The sequence below is a fragment of the Streptomyces sp. MBT53 genome, from assembly GCF_016654115.1.
Taxonomy (GTDB): domain Bacteria; phylum Actinomycetota; class Actinomycetes; order Streptomycetales; family Streptomycetaceae; genus Streptomyces.
Genome location: NZ_JAEQAZ010000103.1, coordinates 58,569 through 79,659, shown reverse-complemented (window position 1 = coordinate 79,659; position 21,091 = coordinate 58,569). Strand labels below are relative to the sequence as shown.

17 protein-coding genes and 1 pseudogene are annotated in these 21,091 nt (G+C 67.9%); 11 read left to right on the top strand and 7 right to left on the bottom strand.

From position 1 onward, the window contains the following. Positions 1 to 244 precede the first annotated feature (244 nt). The 11 genes and pseudogenes from JHN45_RS31540 (at position 245) to JHN45_RS31490 (ending at position 12,393) form a co-directional block, all read left to right on the top strand. The gene (locus JHN45_RS31540; protein ID WP_201052106.1) at positions 245 to 1,045 is read left to right on the top strand and encodes a TIGR03084 family metal-binding protein; all 801 of its coding nucleotides are present in this window, start codon (positions 245 to 247) and stop codon (positions 1,043 to 1,045) included. Continuing rightward, complete coding sequence (locus JHN45_RS31535; protein ID WP_201052104.1) at positions 1,042 to 2,745, top strand: acyclic terpene utilization AtuA family protein; 1,704 nt, start codon at positions 1,042 to 1,044, stop codon at positions 2,743 to 2,745. The genes JHN45_RS31540 and JHN45_RS31535 overlap by 4 nt, the downstream gene beginning before the upstream one ends. Further along, complete coding sequence (locus tag JHN45_RS31530) at positions 2,742 to 4,340, top strand: acyl-CoA carboxylase subunit beta (protein ID WP_201052102.1); 1,599 nt, start codon at positions 2,742 to 2,744, stop codon at positions 4,338 to 4,340. The genes JHN45_RS31535 and JHN45_RS31530 overlap by 4 nt, the downstream gene beginning before the upstream one ends. 7 nt (positions 4,341 to 4,347) lie before the next feature. Then, complete coding sequence (locus tag JHN45_RS31525) at positions 4,348 to 6,204, top strand: biotin carboxylase N-terminal domain-containing protein (protein ID WP_201052100.1); 1,857 nt, start codon at positions 4,348 to 4,350, stop codon at positions 6,202 to 6,204. A 43-nt stretch (positions 6,205 to 6,247) separates the two neighbouring features. After that, the gene (locus JHN45_RS31520) at positions 6,248 to 7,378 is read left to right on the top strand and encodes an acyl-CoA dehydrogenase family protein (protein WP_201052098.1); all 1,131 of its coding nucleotides are present in this window, start codon (positions 6,248 to 6,250) and stop codon (positions 7,376 to 7,378) included. A gap of 39 nt (positions 7,379 to 7,417) precedes the next feature. Continuing rightward, a pseudogene (locus JHN45_RS31515) lies at positions 7,418 to 8,155 on the top strand (AMP-binding protein); the annotation flags it as partial. 151 nt (positions 8,156 to 8,306) lie between these two features. Then, complete coding sequence (locus JHN45_RS31510; protein WP_201052096.1) at positions 8,307 to 9,491, top strand: helix-turn-helix domain-containing protein; 1,185 nt, start codon at positions 8,307 to 8,309, stop codon at positions 9,489 to 9,491. Positions 9,492 to 9,566: 75 nt separating this feature from the next. Further along, positions 9,567 to 10,052: a recombinase family protein gene (locus JHN45_RS31505; protein WP_201052095.1), complete on the top strand. Its 486-nt coding sequence runs from the start codon at positions 9,567 to 9,569 to the stop codon at positions 10,050 to 10,052. Positions 10,053 to 10,607: 555 nt separating this feature from the next. After that, positions 10,608 to 10,865, top strand: a complete 258-nt coding sequence (locus JHN45_RS31500) for a DUF397 domain-containing protein (RefSeq protein WP_201052088.1) — start codon at positions 10,608 to 10,610, stop codon at positions 10,863 to 10,865. Between the two features lie 196 nt (positions 10,866 to 11,061). Beyond that, complete coding sequence (locus JHN45_RS53315; RefSeq protein ID WP_307783242.1) at positions 11,062 to 11,463, top strand: hypothetical protein; 402 nt, start codon at positions 11,062 to 11,064, stop codon at positions 11,461 to 11,463. A 15-nt stretch (positions 11,464 to 11,478) separates the two neighbouring features. After that, the gene (locus tag JHN45_RS31490; RefSeq protein WP_236584311.1) at positions 11,479 to 12,393 is read left to right on the top strand and encodes a cupin domain-containing protein; all 915 of its coding nucleotides are present in this window, start codon (positions 11,479 to 11,481) and stop codon (positions 12,391 to 12,393) included. A 574-nt stretch (positions 12,394 to 12,967) separates the two neighbouring features. On the opposite strand, the gene JHN45_RS31485 is transcribed toward JHN45_RS31490, so the two are convergent. The 7 genes from JHN45_RS31485 to JHN45_RS53305 all read right to left on the bottom strand — a co-directional run bounded on the left by JHN45_RS31485 (position 12,968) and on the right by JHN45_RS53305 (position 21,053). Further along, positions 12,968 to 13,228, bottom strand: coding sequence for a hypothetical protein (locus JHN45_RS31485; protein WP_374195651.1), 261 nt, complete (start codon positions 13,226 to 13,228; stop codon positions 12,968 to 12,970). Next, positions 13,225 to 13,461 (bottom strand): hypothetical protein, encoded by a 237-nt coding sequence (locus JHN45_RS31480; protein ID WP_201050119.1) that lies wholly within the window; start codon positions 13,459 to 13,461, stop codon positions 13,225 to 13,227. Before JHN45_RS31480 ends, JHN45_RS31485 begins: the two co-directional genes overlap by 4 nt. A 72-nt stretch (positions 13,462 to 13,533) precedes the next feature. Beyond that, positions 13,534 to 14,448 carry a glycoside hydrolase family 25 protein gene (locus JHN45_RS31475; RefSeq protein WP_201052084.1) on the bottom strand — a complete coding sequence of 305 codons (915 nt, stop codon included), beginning with the start codon at positions 14,446 to 14,448 and terminating at the stop codon, positions 13,534 to 13,536. A gap of 79 nt (positions 14,449 to 14,527) precedes the next feature. Continuing rightward, a complete protein-coding gene (locus JHN45_RS31470) occupies positions 14,528 to 14,953 on the bottom strand; it encodes a hypothetical protein (RefSeq protein WP_201052082.1) in 426 nt (141 codons plus the stop codon). Between the two features lie 14 nt (positions 14,954 to 14,967). Further along, on the bottom strand, positions 14,968 to 18,789 hold the full coding sequence (locus tag JHN45_RS31465; protein WP_201052080.1) for a hypothetical protein: 3,822 nt from the start codon (positions 18,787 to 18,789) through the stop codon (positions 14,968 to 14,970). Continuing rightward, on the bottom strand, positions 18,790 to 19,971 hold the full coding sequence (locus JHN45_RS53310) for a hypothetical protein (RefSeq protein ID WP_236584310.1): 1,182 nt from the start codon (positions 19,969 to 19,971) through the stop codon (positions 18,790 to 18,792). An 80-nt stretch (positions 19,972 to 20,051) separates the two neighbouring features. Then, positions 20,052 to 21,053 (bottom strand): phage tail tape measure protein, encoded by a 1,002-nt coding sequence (locus JHN45_RS53305; protein ID WP_236584309.1) that lies wholly within the window; start codon positions 21,051 to 21,053, stop codon positions 20,052 to 20,054. Between the last annotated feature and the right edge of the window lie 38 nt (positions 21,054 to 21,091).

Genomic DNA, 21,091 nt, shown 5'->3' with positions numbered 1-21,091 from the left:
CGGGTCGCTCGCTTCTAAACCGGGTTAAGACGGGTTGGGGCGGACCTAGTCAAGGGTGACCCGGAGGGTCATCGGCGGAGCCGACGCGTAGCGCAGCGGAGCGCCCTTTACTTGGTCCGTTCCGGCCCGACACTGACAAGAAGCGAGTGGCCCAACAGCACCTTCGCAACCCCCACAAGCACCACCCCACCCAAATAATGCAAGCACGCTTGATTGTTTCTACCGCCCCTGCCATGCTCCCCCCATGTCCGATCCGACGCACGTGTTCGACGACCTGCGTGAGGAGAGCGAGGAACTCGACCGGCTGGTAGCCGAGTTGAGCCCGGAGGGCTGGGCGCTCGCGACTCCCGCCGCCCGCTGGACCGTCGCCCACCAGATCGCCCACCTGGCCTGGACCGACCACTCCGCTCTGCTCGCCGTGACGGACGAGGACGCGTTCGGCGCGCTGGTCGAGAAGGCGCTCGCCGCTCCCGAGTCGTTCGTGGATCAGGGAGCGGAGGAGGGCGCCGCAAAGCCGCCCGCGCAGCTTCTCGCCGACTGGCGGGCAGGACGGACGGCCCTGCTGGCCGCCCTGTACGCCGCACCCACAAAGACTCGCTTCCCCTGGTACGGCCCACCCATGTCCGCCGCCTCCATGGCCACCGGCCGGCTCATGGAGACCTGGGCCCACGGCCAGGATGTGGCGGACGCGGCAGGTGTGGTCAGGACACCCACGGACCGACTCCGGCATGTGGTGCGCATCGGTGTACGGGCGCGTGACTTCGCCTTCGGTGTGCATGGACTGAGGCCGCCGAGCGAGGAGTTTCGGGTCGAACTCGTCGCTCCCTCCAACAAATTGTGGACCTACGGTCCCGACGACGCCCCGCAGCGCGTCACCGGTCCCGCCCTCGACTTCTGTCTTCTCGTCACCCAGCGAGCCCACCGCGCCGACCTCGCGGTGGAGGCCGTAGGACCCGACGCGGATCGATGGCTCGACATCGCCCAGGCCTTCGCGGGACCACCCGGCCCCGGGCGACAGCCGAAGTCGAAGGGGGCCGACCAATGAATCCCCACCCCACGCCCCTCCGAATAGGCAACGCCTCCGGCTTCTACGGCGACCGTTTCGACGCCCTGCGCGAGATGCTCACCGGCGGACAGCTCGACGTCCTCACCGGCGACTATCTCGCCGAGCTGACCATGCTCATCCTGGGGCGGGACCGGCTCAAGGACCCGAGCGCCGGGTACGCCCGCACGTTCCTGAAGCAGTTGGAGGAGTGCCTCGGCCTCGCTCACGAGCGCGGGGTGCGGATCGTCACCAACGCGGGTGGGCTCAATCCGGCCGGACTCGCCGATGCCGTAAGGAAGTTGGCCGATCGGCTGGGGATATCCGTGCGGGTCGCGCACGTCGAGGGGGACGATCTCGTCGGGCTGTATCCGGGGTCACTCGCCGCGCATGCCTATCTCGGCGGGTTCGGTATCGCGGCCTGTCTCGGCGCGGGGGCCGATGTCGTGGTCACCGGGCGGGTCACCGACGCGGCCCTGGTCACCGGGCCTGCCGTCGCCCACTTCGGGTGGGGGGCCGGCGACCACGACCGCCTCGCGGGTGCCGTGGTCGCCGGACATGTGCTGGAGTGCGGGACCCAGGCCACCGGCGGCAACTACGCCTTCTTCACCGAGCACACGGCGGAGAAGCTCCGCCGCCCCGGCTTTCCGCTCGCCGAGATCCATGAGGACGGTTCGTCCGTCATCACCAAGCACCCCGGCACGGGGGGAGTCGTCGACGTCGGTACCGTCACCGCGCAGCTGCTCTACGAGACGCAGGGCGCGCGGTACGCCGGTCCCGATGTCACCGCTCGCCTCGACACCGTTCGGCTCAGCGAGGACGGGCCCGACCGGGTGCGGGTCGAAGGGGTGCGGGGGGAGGCCCCGCCGCCTACGCTCAAGGTCGGTCTCAATCGGCTGGGCGGCTTCCGCAACGAGGTGACCTTCGTGCTCACCGGGCTCGACATCGAGCGCAAGGCCGCACTTGTCCAGGAGCAGATGGACCTCGCGTTCGACGCGGCCAAGTCCCGGCCCGGTGAACTTCGTTGGGACCTCGCCCGTACGGATCACGCCGACGCATCGACCGAGGAGACCGCCAGTGCGCTGCTTCGGCTTGTCGTCCGGGATGCCGATCAGGAGGTTGTCGGGCGGGCGCTGAGTGCGGTTGCCGTCGAGCTCGCGTTGGCCAGTTACCCGGGCTTCCATGTGCTGACCCCACCTGGAAAGGGTGCGCCCTATGGCGTCTTCGATGATGTGTATGTCCCCCATGGCGCCGTCGACCATGTGGCCGTCCTCCACGACGGGCGCCGGGTTGCTGTCGCCCCGGCCCACGACACCCTCGTACTGGAAGACGTTCCACAGCCTGCCCTCCCCGGGCCTCCGCCGGACGGGCCCACGGCGCGGGCGGCCCTTGGTCTGGTCGCCGGGGCCCGTAGCGGCGACAAGGGAGGGAACGCCAACGTGGGGGTGTGGGCGCGTACGGATGAGGCGTGGCGCTGGCTCGCCCATGCGCTGACCGTCGAACGGTTCCGCCAACTCCTGCCGGAGACCGAGGAGTTCACGGTCGTCCGCCATGTACTGCCGAACCTTCGCGCCCTCAACTTCGTCGTCGAGGGCATTCTCGGCGAGGGTGTCGCCGCCCAGCACCGTTTCGATCCGCAGGCCAAGGCCCTGGGCGAGTGGCTGCGTTCCCGTCGACTGGACATCCCGGAGGCCCTGCTGTGACCGTCCTTCCGTCCGCCCTGGACATCAACGGTCCCGACTACCGGGCCAACCGCGAGACCATGCTCGCCAAGCTCACCGAACTGGACGCCGAGCACGCGAAGGCTCTCGCCGGTGGCGGACCGAAGTACGTCGAACGGCACCGTAAACGCGGCAAGTTGCTCGCCCGCGAGCGCATCGAGCTGCTGCTCGACCCCGACACCCCCTTCCTCGAACTGTCGCCGCTCGCCGCCTGGGGCAGTGACTACGCCGTCGGCGCCGCGCTCGTCACCGGCATCGGTGTCGTCGAGGGCGTGGAGTGTCTGATCACCGCCAACGACCCGACCGTGCGCGGCGGTGCGAGCAATCCGTGGAGCCTGAAGAAGGCGCTGCGCGCGAACGACATCGCGCTCGCCAACCGGCTCCCCTGCATCAGCCTCGTCGAGTCCGGCGGCGCCGATCTCCCCTCCCAGAAGGAGATCTTCATCCCCGGCGGCGCCATCTTCCGCGACCTGACCCGCCTTTCGGCCGCCGGTATCCCGACCATCGCGGTCGTCTTCGGGAACTCGACCGCCGGCGGCGCGTACATCCCCGGCATGTCCGATCACGTGATCATGGTCAAGGAGCGCGCGAAGGTGTTCCTCGGCGGGCCGCCGCTCGTGAAGATGGCGACCGGCGAGGAAAGCGACGACGAGTCGCTCGGCGGCGCCGAGATGCACGCGCGCGTGTCGGGGCTCGCCGACCACTTCGCCGTCAACGAGCAGGACGCGCTGCGACAGGCCCGCCGTGTCGTCGCCCGCCTCAACCACCGCAAGGCGTACGGCGATCCGGGCCCGGCCGAGCCCCCCAAGTACGACGAGGACGAGCTGCTGGGCATCGTCCCGGGGGATCTCAAAACCCCCTTCGATCCGCGCGAGGTCGTCGCCCGCCTCGTCGACGCCTCCGACTTCGACGAGTTCAAGCCCCTCTACGGCACCAGCCTGGTGACCGGTTGGGCCACCCTGCACGGCTATCCCGTCGGCATCCTCGCCAATGCGCAGGGCGTGCTCTTCAGCCAGGAGTCCCAAAAGGCCGCCCAGTTCATCCAGTTGGCGAATCAGCGTGATATCCCGCTGCTCTTCCTGCACAACACCACCGGCTACATGGTCGGCAAGGAGTACGAGCAGGGCGGCATCATCAAACACGGCGCGATGATGATCAACGCCGTCAGCAACAGCCGCGTACCGCACCTGTCCGTCCTCATGGGCGCCTCGTACGGCGCCGGTCACTACGGCATGTGCGGACGCGCCTACGACCCCCGCTTCCTCTTCGCCTGGCCCAGCGCCAAGTCCGCCGTCATGGGCCCCCAGCAGCTCGCCGGCGTCCTGTCGATCGTCGCCCGCCAGTCGGCTGTGGCGAAGGGGCAGCCCTACGACGAGGAGGCGGACGCGGCGCTGCGCGCCATGGTGGAGCAGCAGATCGAGTCCGAGTCCCTGCCGATGTTCCTGTCGGGGCGGCTGTACGACGACGGTGTCATCGACCCGCGCGACACCCGCACCGTCCTCGGCCTGTGCCTGTCCGCCCTCCACACGGCGCCCTTCGAGGGCGCGCGCGGTGGCTTCGGCGTCTTCCGGATGTGAGGTCCCAGTGAGTGGTTCCATAGTTTCCGTCCTGGTCGCCAACCGGGGCGAGATCGCCTGCCGGGTCTTCCGCACCTGCCGTGAGCTGGGCATCCGAACCGTCGCCGTGCACTCGGACGCCGACGAGAACGCGCTCCACACACGCGCGGCCGACGCGACGGTACGGCTGCCCGGTGCGACCCCCCAAGAGACCTACCTGCGCGGCGAGTTGATCGTGAAGGCGGCCGTCGCGGCGGGCGCGGACGCGGTCCACCCCGGCTACGGCTTTCTCTCCGAGAACGCCGACTTCGCCCGCGCCGTCCTGGACGCCGGCCTCGTGTGGATCGGACCCCCGCCCGAGGCGATCGAGGCGATGGCGTCAAAGACCCGTGCCAAGGAGCTGATGGGCATCGCGCCCCTCGGCACGGTCACCGAGGCCGACCTCCCCGTCCTGGTGAAGGCGGCGGCGGGCGGCGGCGGACGCGGCATGCGCGTCGTACGCCGACTCGCCGACCTCGACGCCGAGTTGACCGCCGCCCGAGCCGAGGCCACCAGCGCCTTCGGCGACGGCGAGGTCTTCGTCGAGCCCTACGTCGAGGGCGGCCGGCACGTCGAGGTACAGATCCTGGCCGACACCCACGGCACGGTCTGGGCCCTCGGCACCCGCGACTGCTCCCTCCAACGCCGCCACCAGAAGGTGATCGAGGAGTCCCCGGCACCGGGCCTGACCGATGAACTCACCCAGGAACTGCACGAGTTGGCCACCCGCGCCGCCCGCGCGGTCGCCTACGAGGGCGCAGGGACGGTCGAGTTCCTCATCTCCTCCGACGGTAGGCCCCACTTCCTCGAGATGAACACCCGCCTCCAGGTCGAACACCCCGTCACGGAGGCCGTGTTCGGCATCGACCTGGTGGCCCTGCAACTGCGGATCGCGGAGGGTGAGCCCCTGGAGCCCGCCCCTCCCCACCTCCACGGCCACGCCGTCGAGGCCCGCCTCTACGCCGAGGACCCGGCGACCGACTGGACCCCCCAAACCGGCACCCTGCACCGCATAGCCGTCCCGGAAGGCGTCCGCCTCGACACCGGCTACACCGACGGCGACGACATCGGAGTCCACTACGACCCGATGCTCGCCAAGGTCGTGGCCCACGCCCCCACCCGGGCGGAGGCCCTCCGCAAACTCGCCGGAGCCCTCGACCGGGCGACGATCCACGGCCCTCTCACCAACCGAGACCTCCTCGTACGCTCCCTGCGCCACAAGGAGTTCACGACCGCCACGATGGACACCGGCTTCTACGACCGCAACCTCGCCGAACTCACCCAGCCCGCACCGGATCCGCTGGCCCCCCTGGCGGCGGCCTTGGCCGACACCCACGGCCGCTCCCGCTTCGGCGGAGCCTGGCGCAACCTCCCCTCCCAGCCCCAGACCAAGCGCTACGCCATGGCGGGTGAGGAACACGAGGTCCACTACCGCCACACAAGGGAGGGCCTGAGCGCGGAGGGGGTGCGAGTCGTCCACGCGGATGCCGGTCTGGTCGTACTCGAAGTGGACGGCGTACAGCGGAAGTTCGAGGTGGAGCGCTACGGCGACCAGGTGTACGTGAACGCGACGACCCTGACGGCCCTGCCTCGCTTCCCCGACCCGACAGCCCAACTGGCCCCGGGTTCCCTGCTGGCACCGATGCCCGGGACGGTGGTGAGGGTCGCGGAGGACTTGGCCGTGGGAGCCGCTGTGAGCGCAGGGCAGCCCCTGATCTGGCTGGAGGCGATGAAGATGGAACACAAGATCACGGCTCCGGTCACAGGCAAACTGACGGCCCTGCACGCCGTACCTGGCCAACAAGTGCAGCTAGCTGCCCTATTGGCGGTAGTCGAACCCACCTAAGGGGCGCGGGGAACTGCGCGACCAGCCACAACGAAGGAGCCACATGCCCACGACCGAAACTGACGAGCACAAGGCCCTACGCGCGGCTGTAACCGCCCTAGGCAAACGCCACGGCCGAAACTACGACCGCGAACAACTCTGGTCCGAGGCAGCCAAACTCGGCTACCTCGGCGTCAACCTCCCCGAGGAATACGGCGGAGGCGGAGGCGGCATCTCCGAACTCTCCATAGTCCTGGAGGAGTTGGGAGCAGCAGGCTGCCCCCTGCTGATGATGGTCGTGTCACCCGCGATCTGCGGCACGGTGATCGCCCGTTTCGGCACCGAGCAACAGAAGCAGACCTGGTTGCCCGCGCTAGCGGACGGCACCCGCACCATGGCCTTCGGCATCACCGAGCCCGACGCCGGTTCCAACAGCCACCGCATCACCACCACCGCCCGCAGGGACGGCACGGACTGGCTCCTCACCGGTCGCAAGGTCTTCATCTCCGGCGTGGACCTGGCGGACGCGACCCTCATAGTCGGCCGTACCGAAGACTCCCGAACAGGCCGCCTCAAGCCCTGCCTGTTCATCGTCCCGCGCGACGCGGACGGCTTCACCCGACGCCAGATAGACATGGAACTCACGGCAGCGGAGAAGCAGTTCGAGCTGACCCTCGACGACGTACGGCTGCCCGCCGACGCGCTCGTCGGAGACGAGGACGCGGGCCTGCTGCAGCTCTTCGCCGGCCTCAACCCCGAGCGCATCATGACGGCCGCCTTCGCGATCGGCATGGGCCGCTACGCGCTCGCCCGGGCGATCGAGTACGCGCGCGACCGCACCGTATGGGACGCCCCGATCGGCGCCCACCAGGCGATCGCGCACCCGCTCGCCCAGGCGCACATCGACCTCGAACTGGCCCGGCTGATGATGCAGAAGGCGGCGCATCTGTACGACGCGGGCGACGACGTCGGCGCGGGCGAGGCGGCGAACATGGCCAAGTACGCGGCGGGGGAGGCGTGCGTGCGGGCCGTGGACCAGTCCGTGCACACCCTTGGCGGGAACGGCCTCACGCGTGAGTTCGGGCTCGCTTCGCTGATAACTGCCGCGCGCGTGGCTCGTATTGCTCCGGTGAGCCGGGAGATGATTCTCAACTACGTCTCCCACCAGACCCTGGGCCTGCCCAAGTCGTACTAGCCACTCAGTGGCCCGCCCCAGTCCGCGCCAGGAGGAACCATGTTCCGCAGCGAGTACGCAGACGTTCCGGCCATAGAACTCCCCATCCACGACGCGGTGTTGGCCGGGGCCGCGGAGTTCGCGGACGAGCCCGCGCTGATCGACGGCACGGACGGGACGACCCTCACGTACGCCCAGGTGGACCGGTTCCACCGCAGTGTCGCGGCCGGGCTCGCGGAGGCGGGCGTGCGCAAGGGGGACGTTCTCGCGCTGCACAGCCCGAACACGGTCGCCTTCCCGCTGGCCTTCTACGCCGCCACGCGCGCGGGTGCCTCCGTCACGACGGTGCACCCGCTCGCCACGCCGGAGGAGTTCGCCAAGCAGTTGCGGGACTCGGCGGCCCGTTGGATCGTCACGGTGTCACCGCTTCTGGAGTCGGCCCGCCGGGCGTCCGAACTCGCGGGCGGCGTCGAGGAGATATTCGTCTGCGACAGCGCGCCCGGGCACCGCTCGCTGGCCGACATGCTCGCCTCGACGGCCCCCGAGCCGGTGGTGGACATCGACCCCGTGGAGGACGTCGCGGCCCTCCCGTACTCCTCGGGAACGACCGGCGTCCCCAAGGGCGTGATGCTGACGCACAGTCAAATAGCCACGAACCTGGCCCAGTTGGAGCCAGCGGTCCCCACCGGCCCCGGTGACCGCATCCTCGCGGTCCTGCCGTTCTTCCACGTCAGTGGATCTAAAGGACACCAGGAACAGGCGACTCCGGCACCGAGTGGCTATGGTGCCGGGGTCGTCGGCAGTGAAAGAACCTCGCCGTATCCGCGGGGGAACAGACACGGCGAGGCCGTCATAGGGTCGGCCCCTGCCGGGCGGTGGGGGCCGATCGCCGTCCCCCTGTAACCAACCAGGGGTACCGTTCTGGTGTCGATGCAGAACGGAGACCAGTATGCCCCCGCACACGTACGAGCACACGGGCGCACGCATCAAACACGCACGCAAGATCCGCCGACTGACACAGCGCGAGTTGGCTGATCTATCGCACGTCTCCTACAGCACCATTACCAAGGTGGAACAGGGCGCGTTGCCCGCGAGCCCTTCTGTGCTGGGTGCTCTTGCCCGTGCTCTGTCGGTGCCAGTAACTGAGCTGACCGGACAGCCCTACCTCGAAGAACTGCGGCAAGACCAGCTTGACGGGCTGATCAACCCGATTCGCGAGGCTCTGAACATCTATGACCTCGGCCCCGACCCGGACGTCTCTCCGCGCCCGGTCGAGGACCTGGAGGCGGACGCAGAGAAGCTGTGTGCCGAGGTTCGCGCGACGAACATCAAGCAGGTTGCTGCCGCTCTTCCCGGTCTGATTCATGAGGCCACAACAACCGCCCACACGAACCCGGTTGACCGTAGTTGGCAGTTGCTCGCGAGCTTGTATCGGACCGCATACGACGTTACGACGAAGCTCGGGTTCCCTGATCTGTGCACGGTTGCGTTGGACCGAATGGACTGGTCAGCCCAGCGCGCATCCGATCCGGTGTTGGGAGGGATGCGGCAGTACCTGCGGGCACTGGCTTACTTGCGGGCCAGTGACTACCGCACCGGAAAACGGCTGGTTCACATGGGTATGGCAACCTTGGAGCAGGCGGAGCCGGGGCGTGTGCGCGACGCGGTGACGGGACAGTTGCACCTTGGCGCCGCCGTCCTCGCAGGGCGCGATAAGGATCGGGAGACCGCCGAAGGACACCTCGGCGAGGCCGAGCGTATCGCCGAACGGACGGGGCCGGCGGAGAAGGTTCATTGGCTTTCATTCGGCCCGACCAACGTCGGTGTGCACCGGGTAAGCGTGCTCGCGGAATTGGACCTGTACCCCGAGGCCGTTCGCTGCGCGGAAGGCATTACGGTGCCTGATGGGTGGCCGCCGTCTCGACACGCGCACCACTACGCCGAGGTTGCTCGCGCGGAGATGTGGGCTGGTCGTACCGATGACGCGTTCAAGAGCCTGGTGAAGGCGCGAAAGCTGGCGCCGCAGCAGACGCGGTATCACTCCACTGTGCGGGAGACGTACGCCGGGCTGGAAGCGGCCAGGCGCAGGATGCCAGACTCGTTCAACAACTTCGGTTCATGGCTTGGCATGTGACGTAGCGTCAGGCAAGGGCCAGGGCTATCAAGGATGTCTGATAGTTCTGGCCTTTGTCCGTCGCACGATTGGTACATGGCCAGTACCGAGAGTGAGAACAGGGTGGGCGTGCCACCCCCACGACGTACCGGCGGCGACCTTGCGCGTCGGCAGAACCTTGCGGACGCAGCCGCCGGCGTGATGCCAGGGGCGGGCAACGTGCCGCCTACCGCGCCGAACGCCGAGCGCTTCCGTGTGGTCATCTACCTGTGCGGGGCGCCGAATGCCGACCTCCGCGGGGCGCAGGACGAGGCGCATGAGTACGCCGAGTCTTTCGGGTGGGAGATCGCTGCGGAGATTGAGGACCGGCACGGGCTCAGCAAGCCTGATGGCCGCCCCGGACTCGCGCAGGCCGTCGAGCGCGTCAAGAGCAGGGAAGTCGGCGCCGTGCTGACTCCGTGGCGGTCGATGATCTCGCCTATCCCGCAGGAGTTCGACGAGGTGGCGCGCAAGATCGAGAGCGCGGGCGGGTTCCTACAGGTGATGGACTCCAACCGTGTGCGGGCAAAAACGGCGGGATGACGGCGGTCTGTGATGATTCGTTCCGTCGTGAAGCATGTTCCGTACCGCATTTGTCCAGACGAGACAGCTGAGGCCGAGTTCGAAGCTCGGTGTGTTTTCGGTGACGAAAAGGAGTGCGGCGCGGAATCCGGCCTGTGTCACAGCCCGGCCGAGGTCGAAGAATGGCAGCGCCGACATACCCAAGAGACTCGACATACCCGCTATCGGCGAGCGTCTGCTGATTACCAGATTTGGGAGCCGACACAACACGTTCCGGCACCCGTTCCCGTAAGCGATGGGCATCGATGATATTGCGCCCGTCTCGATATTCGGGGCTTCTGATATTCCTCATGGTTTCCGGGTCGTGTGTGCTAGTTCTGAGCGCGACCCTTGCACTAGGACGAACGTCCTCTTGATTCTCCGTCCCTGCCGGACGCTTGGTTTCCGGCAGGGACGGGCAGGCCCCCGCCCCGGTGGATCACGGCCCTAGACAGCCTGAGCGCCACCGAGGCGGGTCAGCAAGTGCACAACGGCGCGGAGAACGACCCTCCGCACAACGATGCACCAGGAGTAAGTATGAACCCGAACACCTCGAACACGCCGAGCCTCTACGGACTGTCGACCGAGGGGGCCAAGTTCGCGGCCTACTGCGGCGGCAACCTGGGCGGCGAGAACGAGACGTGCGTGGAGATCGCCGCCATCCCCGGCGCGGTCGACGCGTTCGCCGTCCGCGACAACAAGGCCGACGCCACCGGCGGTGACCTGCGGTTCACCGGCCCCGAGCTGGACACGTGGGCCGTCGAGTGGGCCCAGCAGCGCGGGTTGACGGTCTAGTCTGAGGGCTCCCTCAGACAGCATCACGACCGCCCCCGGGAATCCCGGGGGCGGTCCCTGGCCCCTGTGGAGATTGATCATGAGTTGGCCTGGCGGAACACCCGGACACTGGCACGGCTACGGGCCGTGGATCGGGGCTCCGCAGGTGTATGCGCAAGAGGGGAACCGTCGACCCGCACACCCCAACGGCGCTCCTGTGCTGGCGTCTCCCGAGGACAAGGTCGCTCTGAAGGTCCTTGATCGATACCGCGAAGCTGCTGCAGAGTTCCAGAACGGTTCCGTGCCGCCTTTGATGACCGGTCATTGGCTGATGAAGCGGAGTCATGCCGCTGCGGAGCGCACTTGGACCAACGCGGCTGATGCCGTTACGTGGTTGAGCAAGCACTATTCGGAAAATCCGCCGTTTGAACGGGAAGACGGCAGGGCGGCATACATCGGACTGGACGGAAAGATTGCTTACGCCCACGAGGTTCTACCGCTCGGAGTGGACGTGAGTTGGGTGTACTACACCCAATCCAAAAGCATGGTGGCTATGCAGGTTATTAGCTGCCCGAACCACTTCCATCCCGACCTTGCTTGCCCGCTCCCTCCCAGATGACTGAAGGAGCTTGCAATGTCCCTGCGCTACCTGCTGCCTGCGCACGGAGTCACTGATCTGCTGGGGTTATGGCCGGACGAACCGCGCTTGTACCAGCGCGAGGCAACAGAGCTGGACCAGCACGTTGACGAAGGGTTCTTCGAGACCTGGGCGTTCAGCGGTTGTGTGCCGGCCGCCGAGGTCGCCGTGATGAATCACGGGGCCAACCCGCCACGGCCGAGCATCAACCCGGCGGGTTTCATGTCCAACGGCCGAACGGATGGGGACAAGCTCCGCAGGTACTTCGAGCAGGGCTACACGATCCGCCTGGGCAACCTTCAGAGGGTCGTGCCCTTCCTCAACGGGGTGTCTCGCCGGATCCAGCGCGAGACCGGGTACTCGAACTACCTGCACGCGTTCCTGACCCCTCCTGGAGGGCAGGGTCTTCGCCACCACTGGGACCAGCAGATGGCCGTCATCGTGCAGATTTCCGGTACGAAGACCTGGGAACTCTGGGAACCTAAATTCAAAGATCCTATGCGGCTCCATCTGGAGTCGCCCCGGGTCTGGCAAGAGCACTGGCGGGAGGAGTGGGAGGCGAAAGGGCCGGATCAGACACACGAGCTGCGGCCCGGACAAGCACTCTTGCTACCTCGGGGTTGGATTCATAATCCCCATGCCAGGGGAGCGGCCGGGGACAGTATTCATCTTACCTTTGCTATTCGGGAGCGCACGCCTTTTTGGCTCGCTGAAAAGCTCGCAGCAGGCGCCATCGAGGGTGAGGTATTCCGGAGGATAATTCGGCCCGGTCAAATTCATGGTGCCGAACTGGCGGGGGAGATAAATGCCGCGCGAAGGGAACTCATCCGATACCTGGAAGGGCTCGACCCGGCGGAGTTGTCTTCCGTCCTTCGGGATGCCGCTCTGACTGAGCTGGAGTACACGACCTAGACCACAGTGCGGGCCTGAACGGCCCCGGTCGCTTCCTCGTCCCCCGTGGGGAGGCGGCCGGGGTCTCTCCATGTCTCGGGAGACACACGATGCTATGCCGCTGCACGTCCCGGCGAGAGATCGACCTCAACCTCGTCATGTTGTCGCTGGAGATTGCGCCATTCGACGCGACGGATATCGGTTATAGGCCGGATATTCCTTTCCGATGTGACCTGTCCGAAGAACCGCACGACACGCACGGTTCGTTCCTGCGCCTAGTTCCCGACGACGACCGACACGTCTTCTTTTTCTGGGATGCTTTGGGTATAACCGACCACTTGATTTGCCTCGCGCCCTGTGACAATCCTAAGCCAGACCATAAGGAACCCTGTTGTCTATGGCGAGGGCACTCCGGGAAATGCGAATGGGCGATCATCGACCCTGCCGAAATAGCTATAACTGCTGCACTGGATCAGGCTGGCCCACTCTTCAGAGAGCTGATTGGACTTCAGGACCCCTTCAACGCTCTACGGCCACCGGAAACAGAGAAGTAGCCCCCGCGACCGGCACTGAGCCGGTCGTGGGGGCTACTGGATTACCTCGTGGCGAGCTGCCACACGGACAGGGCAAGGCCAAGGACGCCAACCAGGGCAGCGACGGATGGCAGGGGCCAGCGGGCGCGTTCGAGGGCGTCGAGTCGCTGGTCGTGGTCGGTGATCTGCCGGTCGGTCTGGTCGCCGCGCTGGACGAGCAGGGCGAGGGAGCCGTCGACGCGGGCGAATCCCTCGGCCATGGTGCCGCGTAGTTTCTCCAGCTCGACGGCGACGGACTGGTCGGGCGGGGGTGGCATGGTCACGCGCTACCGCCCTGGTCGTCGTCGACCAGGCCGAGGCCGACGCGGTCGAGCAGCAGCTCGACGGCGGGCAGGGCCATGACACGCGCGAGGCCACCCGCGACGGCGAGGGCGCCGACGACCCACGGCAGGGACTCGGGGATGCCGGACGCGGTCACGATGGCGGGGAGCGCCACGGCGAACATGACGACGCCCTGAATCACGGTGCGGATGCTGCGCTTGTTGGCAGTCTTCATCGGGGAACTCCTCGTTTCTGGGAATGCGGATACGGGCCCGCCCCGGCGCGGTGCCGGGGCGGGCAGGGGTGACTACTTGCCGTAGGCGAGGCGGAACAGGGCGGCCCACCCCTTCGGGCCGATGGCGGGGTCGGACCTCTTGCCCGCGGCGCGGTACTGCGGGTGCGCGTTGTGGAACGCGATCACGCCGGCCTGCGTCTTGGGTCCGTAGTTCGGCGACTCGGCAACGGACTTGGACATGTAGCCGGTGGCCTTGAGCGCGCGCTGAAGCGTCACGGCGGACGGCTTGGCCTTGTTCGGGGCGAGGCCGGTCGGGAACTTCGGTGGGGTGTACGGCTTCGGCCCTTCGTCGTCGGTGTCGCCCTTGGCCCACTCGCGCAGCGCGGAGGGGGACATGTAGGCGAGGTTCCGGTCGAGCGGGGTCGACGTGAACTGCCAGATCGTCACCGTGCGGCCGGACGGCTTGGGCCGGGTAGCGACCTCTGCTCGGGCGTAGGTCGCGGCACCCCACGGGTAAGCGGGGTACCACAGGGGCACGCCCGACGGGACGTGCCCGGCGGCGATGTCCGAGGCGGACGTGTAGATGCCGACGCGCTGCCCGGGGAACGCCGTCTCTACGGCGGCGATCCACGCGGTGGCGTACGCCTTGATCTGCGCGGCAGTGCGGCCCTTGTAGTTGCGGCCGTCGCTGTAGCGCTCCAGGTCGAGCCAGTGCAGGAAGCCAGCGCCGGCGTACGCCTTGACGGCGGCGATGTAGTTTGCGGCCTCCTTTGCCGCGGACTGGTTGGGCCACGCGAAGTGGTACGCGCCGGCGACCAGGCCGGCGCTCTTGATTCCCTTGATGTGGGTTCCGAACTTGGGGTCGTGTGTGCTCTGTCCCTCGCTCGCCTTGGCGAACGCGAAGGTGAGGCCGTCGGCCTTGAGCTGCTTCCAGTTCTGTGCGGACTGGTACGCGGACACGTCGAGGCCGCGCGAGGTGCTGGTCATCTGGGGTGCCTCCTGGGCATGAAAAAACGCCCGGCGCGGTGCGCTCGGGCGTACGGGGTGGGCTAGTTGAGGGGCGGGGCTAGTCCTGAATGAACGTGATGTGGAGGCGCAAATTCCGGCCGCTGCCGGCGGTGGTGGCCTCGCCGACAATCGGCTCACCGTTGGTGGTGCGCAGGGTGCAGACGCCGTCGACGCCGACCACGAACCCGCCCTCGGCGGTGCCGTCGTCCCAATTGCCGTTGATGGTGCCGCTGGTGGGCCGCCACCCGGACGGGACGGTGCAGCACGCTGTGTCGGCGAGGTTGCCGGCGCCCGAGACGGCGATCGTCGCCCCGGACCGGAACAGGTACATGTTCAACTCGACGTTGTGACCGGTCCGGTAGCCGCGGAAGTCGCTGACCGTGAACCCGCTCGCGGCCACAAGTCCCGTTGCGGTGGTGAGAGTTGGCGGGCCGTCGTTGAGCCGGTCGTCGGTGATCCGCATACCGGGCTGCCACAGGGTCACAGGGGGATGCCTCCTTACAGGGCGACGATGGCGGGATACGCGAGCCGCACGTCGCTGCCCGCGGCCTGCACCTTGACGATGTTGTTGCGACTGCGGACGACCGTGAACACCTGCGGGTTGATGACGTCGACGTTGTCGTACCGGATCTGCACGGTGGCCGCGTTGGTGTTGCTGGCGGTACGGATCGAGCGGGTACCGATCTGTCCCGCCGCGGTCAGTGCCGTGTCGGTGACCTCGATACGCCAGTCGCTCGGCTCCGCGCTCGACGCGAGCCACCCCTTTACCCGCAGCGTCGTCCCGCGGCCCTGGAACCGCACCCTGACGAACTGCCCGGCAACGTGCGTGACGGGCACGGTGTAGGTGCCGAGTTCCGTGGTCACGTCGGCGACGACCTTGCGCAGGGACAGTACGACCGTGTTGGTCGTGCTGAACTGCACCCGGACCATGTACATGTTCGAGGAGTCCAGCATCCGTGCCGTGACCGCGCCGTAGAGGCTGTCACCCGTTGCCAGTGCCGAGCTGGTGATGTCGGCGTAGACGTCGAAGTCCGCGTGTACCGCGGTGACCGCGGTACGTCGCGAGGTCTCGGTCGTCGAGAGAGTGTGCACCCCGTAGCCGGAGCCAACCGAGTAGTCCGACGTCGAGCCGCCGCCGACGGTGGACCAGGACGGGCCCGAGTCGGACACGCCCCAACTCCCGGCGACGGTACGGCCGAAGCTGTCGAGTAGCCATGACGCCTTGGGTTGGGTGAGGCGGACGCCCCACACGTACCAGACGTCGCCGGCGGCCGGGGTTGCTCCGTGACGGGCGCGGACGCTCACCCGCGAGGCGTTGGCGGGAGCCGTCAACGACTGCTGTACGAACGTCCATTGCCCGGCGGGCACGGCGACTGCGCTACCAAGTCCCGTGCTCAGGAACGTGTTTGTGGCGTCGTACCAGTCGATGACCGGTCGGAGATCGCTCCACCCCTTGGGGGAGTACGCCCACATGGACGCAACGTAGGTCGCGCCGGGCACGACCGCGCCAATGTCGCTGCGGGCGGCGACCGCGCCGCCGGAGGCGCCGACCCCGTCGGGGGTGATCAGCAGGGAGCCGGCGGCCTGCGGGTGCAGGACCGCGGTCGAGCGGCCGACGGTGGCGGCCTGCCCGCTCCAGCCGCTTGCGTCGGTGGTGAAGAACGGGTTGGTGTTCAGCAGCCGTCCGGGCGCGGCGAGGGTCATCACCTCCCCGCCGACCCGTACGTCCCATGGGTAGTCGTAGGGGTTGCTCGTCCAGGTCTGGCCGGCGGTGGTGAACACGTTCACCGTGGTCGCGGTGTCCGTTGCCGCGGTGGCGAGCTGGGCGCCGCTGGTGTCGCACCACCGGAGCGGGATCTCGTCGACCACGCCCACCGACCACGGGCCGGCCGGCGAGCACGTGAACGTGATGGTCCACGTGCGGGGGAGGACGGTTTCCGTCCAGCCGTCGACCAGCAGCTCGACGACACCCGACCCGGTGAACCGCTTGGGCAGGTTGATGATGCGGATCTTGGCGCCCTCGCTGAGCGCGAGAACCGCGGGGATGAGTTCCGGGAACTTGTGCAACAGCAGGGTGACCGACGGATACCGGTTCTCGTCCCACGTAGAGAGGTGGAGAAGCCAGTTCGCGACCGGGTCGGTCTGCTCGTCGGCGGCCAGGTTCAGCGTCTTGGAGTCGTCGACCAGGCCGATACCGTCCGGCGGATCTTGGACGGACAGCGGGCCGTCGTCGAGGACCGCGGTACCGGTAGAACCTCCCTTCCGCTGCACGGCCCATTCGTTGCGTACCGTGTCGTCCTCGATCGGCTCGAACGGCGGCGCGAGGTGACCGGCGGCATAGTCGAGGACGAGGGCCGGCTGTTGGTTGTAGAGGGCGGCGCGGGTGCGGTACTTCAGTTCGCGTCCGGCCATCGTCTCGCCGAAGATCCCGCCGTCGGCCTCGGCGCACTCGCGCAGCAGGTCGAGCAGCGGGGCCGGACTCTGGGCGCCCACGGGCACCGTGTCGTCCGGGTCACCGGCGATGGTGAGCAAGACGCCCTCTTCCTGGGCCAGGCGTCGCATACGGGCGCCGGCACTCTCGCCGGACCACGCGTCAACTGCGTTGACGTAGGCGGCTGTTGAGTCCGTGGGCCAGACCGAGAGGTGACCGAGGGCGAGACCGTTCAGAGCCGAGGCATAGCCGTCGGCGGGGGAGGCGACGGCGGTCGGCCGGCCGATGGTGCCGGCGAGGGTGAAGTAGATGCCGCCGGGGTCGCCGCCGACGTCGGTCCACACGATGCCGAACTTCACGTTGGCGCCCTGCTGGGCGACGGTGAAGTTGACGCGCTGCCACCGGTTGAAGATGTCGGCCCCGGTGGCGATGTCCTGCGTGGACAGGGTGTTGCCGTCGTCGTCCTTGGCGATGATCCGGCTACTGAGCCCGTTGGTCGTCGAACCGAACTGGATGAGCCATTCCCGCACGGTGCCGCCGGTGCTCAGTACGCGCATGAACGTCCACCGGGTGGTGGGCAGCGTGTCAAGCCGGTACATCCACTGCACGGACCACGACGTGAGAGACGTCGAGGGCGCCGGAACGCGCCCCATCATCACGGGCAGTTGTCCGGCGGTAGGAGAGAGGACGGGCAACGGGGCAGATGAGGCAAGGGTGTTGGCCTGCGCCCACGTCACGTTGGACAGACGCAGCGGGCCCACGCCGGCGACCGGCGAGGACGCCTGAGCCGAACTCGCGCCCTCCTCCATCGGCCAGTACGCGAGCGGCTTGTAGGAGGGGATACGGCGGCGCAGCGCGGACGCGAGCGGCTTCGTGCCCTGGCCGAGGCGGCGCAGGATGCCCGCGGCCGTAATCGGCGTCCACGCGTCCTTTTCCGAGGTGGACCACTTCGGCGGCCACTCAGGCACCTCGCCCTCGAACCGCACGATGCGGTCCGTGACCGCCGAGCCCGCGGCGAGCGTCCACGCGCGGCCGGTCGAGTCCGTGAACGCGGTCGTGTCGGCCGGCTGCGCGGTGAAGTCCGGCGCGGCCACGAGTGTGCCGTCGATGCCGCTGCGGACCTCGGCCCGGTAGACGGTGCCGGTGACCGCGCGGCGCGGCGGGGTGACGTCGGTCTGCTCGGGAGCGATCGACAACGGTGCCGTGCCGCTGAAGATGGAGACCGGGGCCGAACTGGTCAGGTCGCCGCTGAACTGCGTCCACGGGCCGGCGAGCGTGGGTGCCCAGTACAGGCGCACGGTGAACCCGCCGGCCCCGTTGTCGACGTCGAGCGTGCCGCGCACGGCGGCATGGCGCGGTAGAGCTGCGGGGAGGGCGGCGAACCCGCCCCCGTCGACGGTGGTTCCGCCGCTGGTGGTGTTCAGGTACAGCACGCCCGCGCGCACGAGCAGGTAGAACGAGCGGTTACCGGCCGCGCCCCACTTGCCGATCAGGAACTGAGTGGCGGCCGAGAACCAGTTCGTCTCTCCCTCCCACCGGATGTCAAGGTCCCCGGTGATGTCGAGGGCCGCTACATCGGGGGTGGTGGCGCGGTCGGGCGTGCCGGGCATTTCCAGGTGGAGCGGGCCGCCGGGCAGCGTGTAGCGGAAGGGGGTGTTGCGGTTAAACAGGCCGTGGTAGCGGCCTTCGGGGTTGCGGGGGGTGTACGTGCCGTCGAGGTTGCGGATGGTGGCCGCGCAGGCGGCGGGATCGGCGGCGTTCGACTTGTACGGGCGCCCGCGGGTGTGGGTGATCGGGTCACGCGTGTAGAGGTCGCCGGTGATGTCCTGCCAGGCGGAGCCCATGCGCAACTCGCCCTTGAGGCCGAGCGGTTGGTCGGGGAATGCCATTTACGCACCCCTTCCGGTGACCGCGAATTGGACGTTGCCGCCACGGACGTTGACCGCGTCCCGGAACACCGAGAGCAGGAAGTCGCCGACCCTGCTGCCGTCCGAGGTGAACGTGACGACCGGCTGACCGCCCCCGCCGCTCGTGGCGCTTGCGGTTTGTGCGGCGACATTCGCCGCGGTTGCCTGTCCGGCGGTGGGCACGGATACAAGATTGGACATGGCCCGGTCGACCGCGCCGGAACCGGATTCGATGCCGTCGACGACGCCGGCGGGAATCCACCGGCCGACTTCACGCGCCATGACCTTGGACGGCGACGCAATACCGAGTGCCTTTGCAACCGGCCCCGGAATGACTTCCTTGGCCCAACCGGTGATCTTATTTCTGAGCCAACTGCCCATGGAAAGGATGCCGTTCCACAGGCCCTGAACGATGTTCTTGCCCTTGCCGACGAGCAGCCCGGACAGGTTGTTTCCGAGCGCGGACGAGAGGCGCCCAGGGAGTCCGCGAATCCAGTCGACCATTTCGGTCGCCTTGCCGACGGTCGCGTTTTTGATCGCGGTCCAGTTCTTGACGAACAGACCGAGCAGCGTCCAGTTAAGGAACAGGTTGTACAGGCGCCCGGGAACTCCCTTGAGCCACCCCACGATCCCGTTCCACCACGACACTGCGGTATCCCGGATCGAGGACCAATGACTGATCAGCAGACCGATCAGGGTGAAATTCAGGAACGCCTGAACCATCATGTCCTTGGCCCAGATCAGTTTCCCGACGATCCAGTCCCAGACGGCGAGCGTCCACCCCTTGATCTCGTCCCAGTACGTGATGACGAGCACGACCAGGGCGGCAATGGCCATTCCGACCCAGCCGACCGGGCCGAGGCCGGCGATCCAGGCGGCGGCCATCTCCGCGCCCGCGATCGTCGCCGCGACACCGATCGCGGCGAACGCCGCACCGATGACTACGGCGGCTAGGGTGAACTCGGCGCGGTGCTTGCCGACGAATCCGAAGAACGTGGTAAGGACCGGTACGACGTTGTCGCCGAGGAATTCGACAAGATTCTGCTGCATCGAATTCTTGAAAGCGGTCAGTTGCGCCCCGGCATTATCGCGAAGAGTGTTGCCGAGTGCGTCGGCCGCTCCGCCGACCTCGCCGAGACCCTTAGCGGCCGTACTCGGGTCCATCGCATAAAGCGCTTTTCCGAGATCCTCGGCCTGAGTGCCGAAAAGTGCGGTCGCCGCTTGCGACTGCTTGATCGGGTCCTTTATCGCCCGGAGCCGGTCGAGGGTGGTGTCGAGTGCGGCCGTCGCCGATTTATCGCCCGGAGCCGGTCGAGGGTGGTGTCGAGTGCGGCCGTCGCCGAGGCGCCGCCCTTGCCGAACTTGGCGGCCATTTCGTCGGCATTCAGGCCGAGAGCCTGAAAACCTGCCGCAGTGCTCGCCGAGCCGTTAACGGCCCGGAGACCGAATTCCTTGATGGCGTCCGCGGCGATATCGGAATCCCTGGCGCCTGCCTGAATGGCCTGGTTCATCAGGCCAACGGCCGTGGCGCCGTCCAGTCCCGCCTGACGGAATTGCGTCCCGTATTCGTTGAACGTGTCGACCAGGTCATCCGCTTTATTCGCGGACGACTGGAATCCCTTGGTGAGGACGTCGAACGCCTCGTCGGCGGACGAAGCGAGACCGGTCCGCAGCATCTGCGAGACCGCGTTCGTGACCCCGCCGAGGTCTTGGTCGAAGGTGCTGGAGAGGTCGGCGACCTTCGTCGAGATCGATTCGATCTGCGCGTTCGTCGCGTCCGGCGGGAGCAGGCCGGACCCCATGGTCGCCCTGATCGCCTCGGCCGCGCCCTGAAAGTCTTCCGTGACGGCGTCCGAGAACAACTCGCCGGCGACCTCGCCGTACCGCTTCGCCTCGGCCGGCGTCGCGCCGAGCTGCGCGCCGAGCTTGGCCGTGACCTGCCCTTGGCCGATGGCCTCGGACAGGCCGGCCATGAGGGCGGCGCCGAGCGCGCCCCCGATGACGCCCATGGCGAGCGCCTTGAGCTTGCCCGTGAGGGTGTCGCCGGCCTGCTCGGCGCCGTCGCCGGCGGCTTCGTCGAGGCCGTCGCCGAACGCGCTGCCGGCGTCCTCGCCCCCGGCGCGGGCGCGCTGGGTGATCCGGGCGAGGGCGGCCCGTAGCCGGTTCTGGAAGCTGTCGAGGCCGCGTTCGGCCTCGCTGTCGTCGACGGTGATCGTCGCGGCGAGTTCGCCGACAGTGAGTGCCATGCGCGGGCCTCCTCTCAAGGGGGCCGCGCGGGGCACGC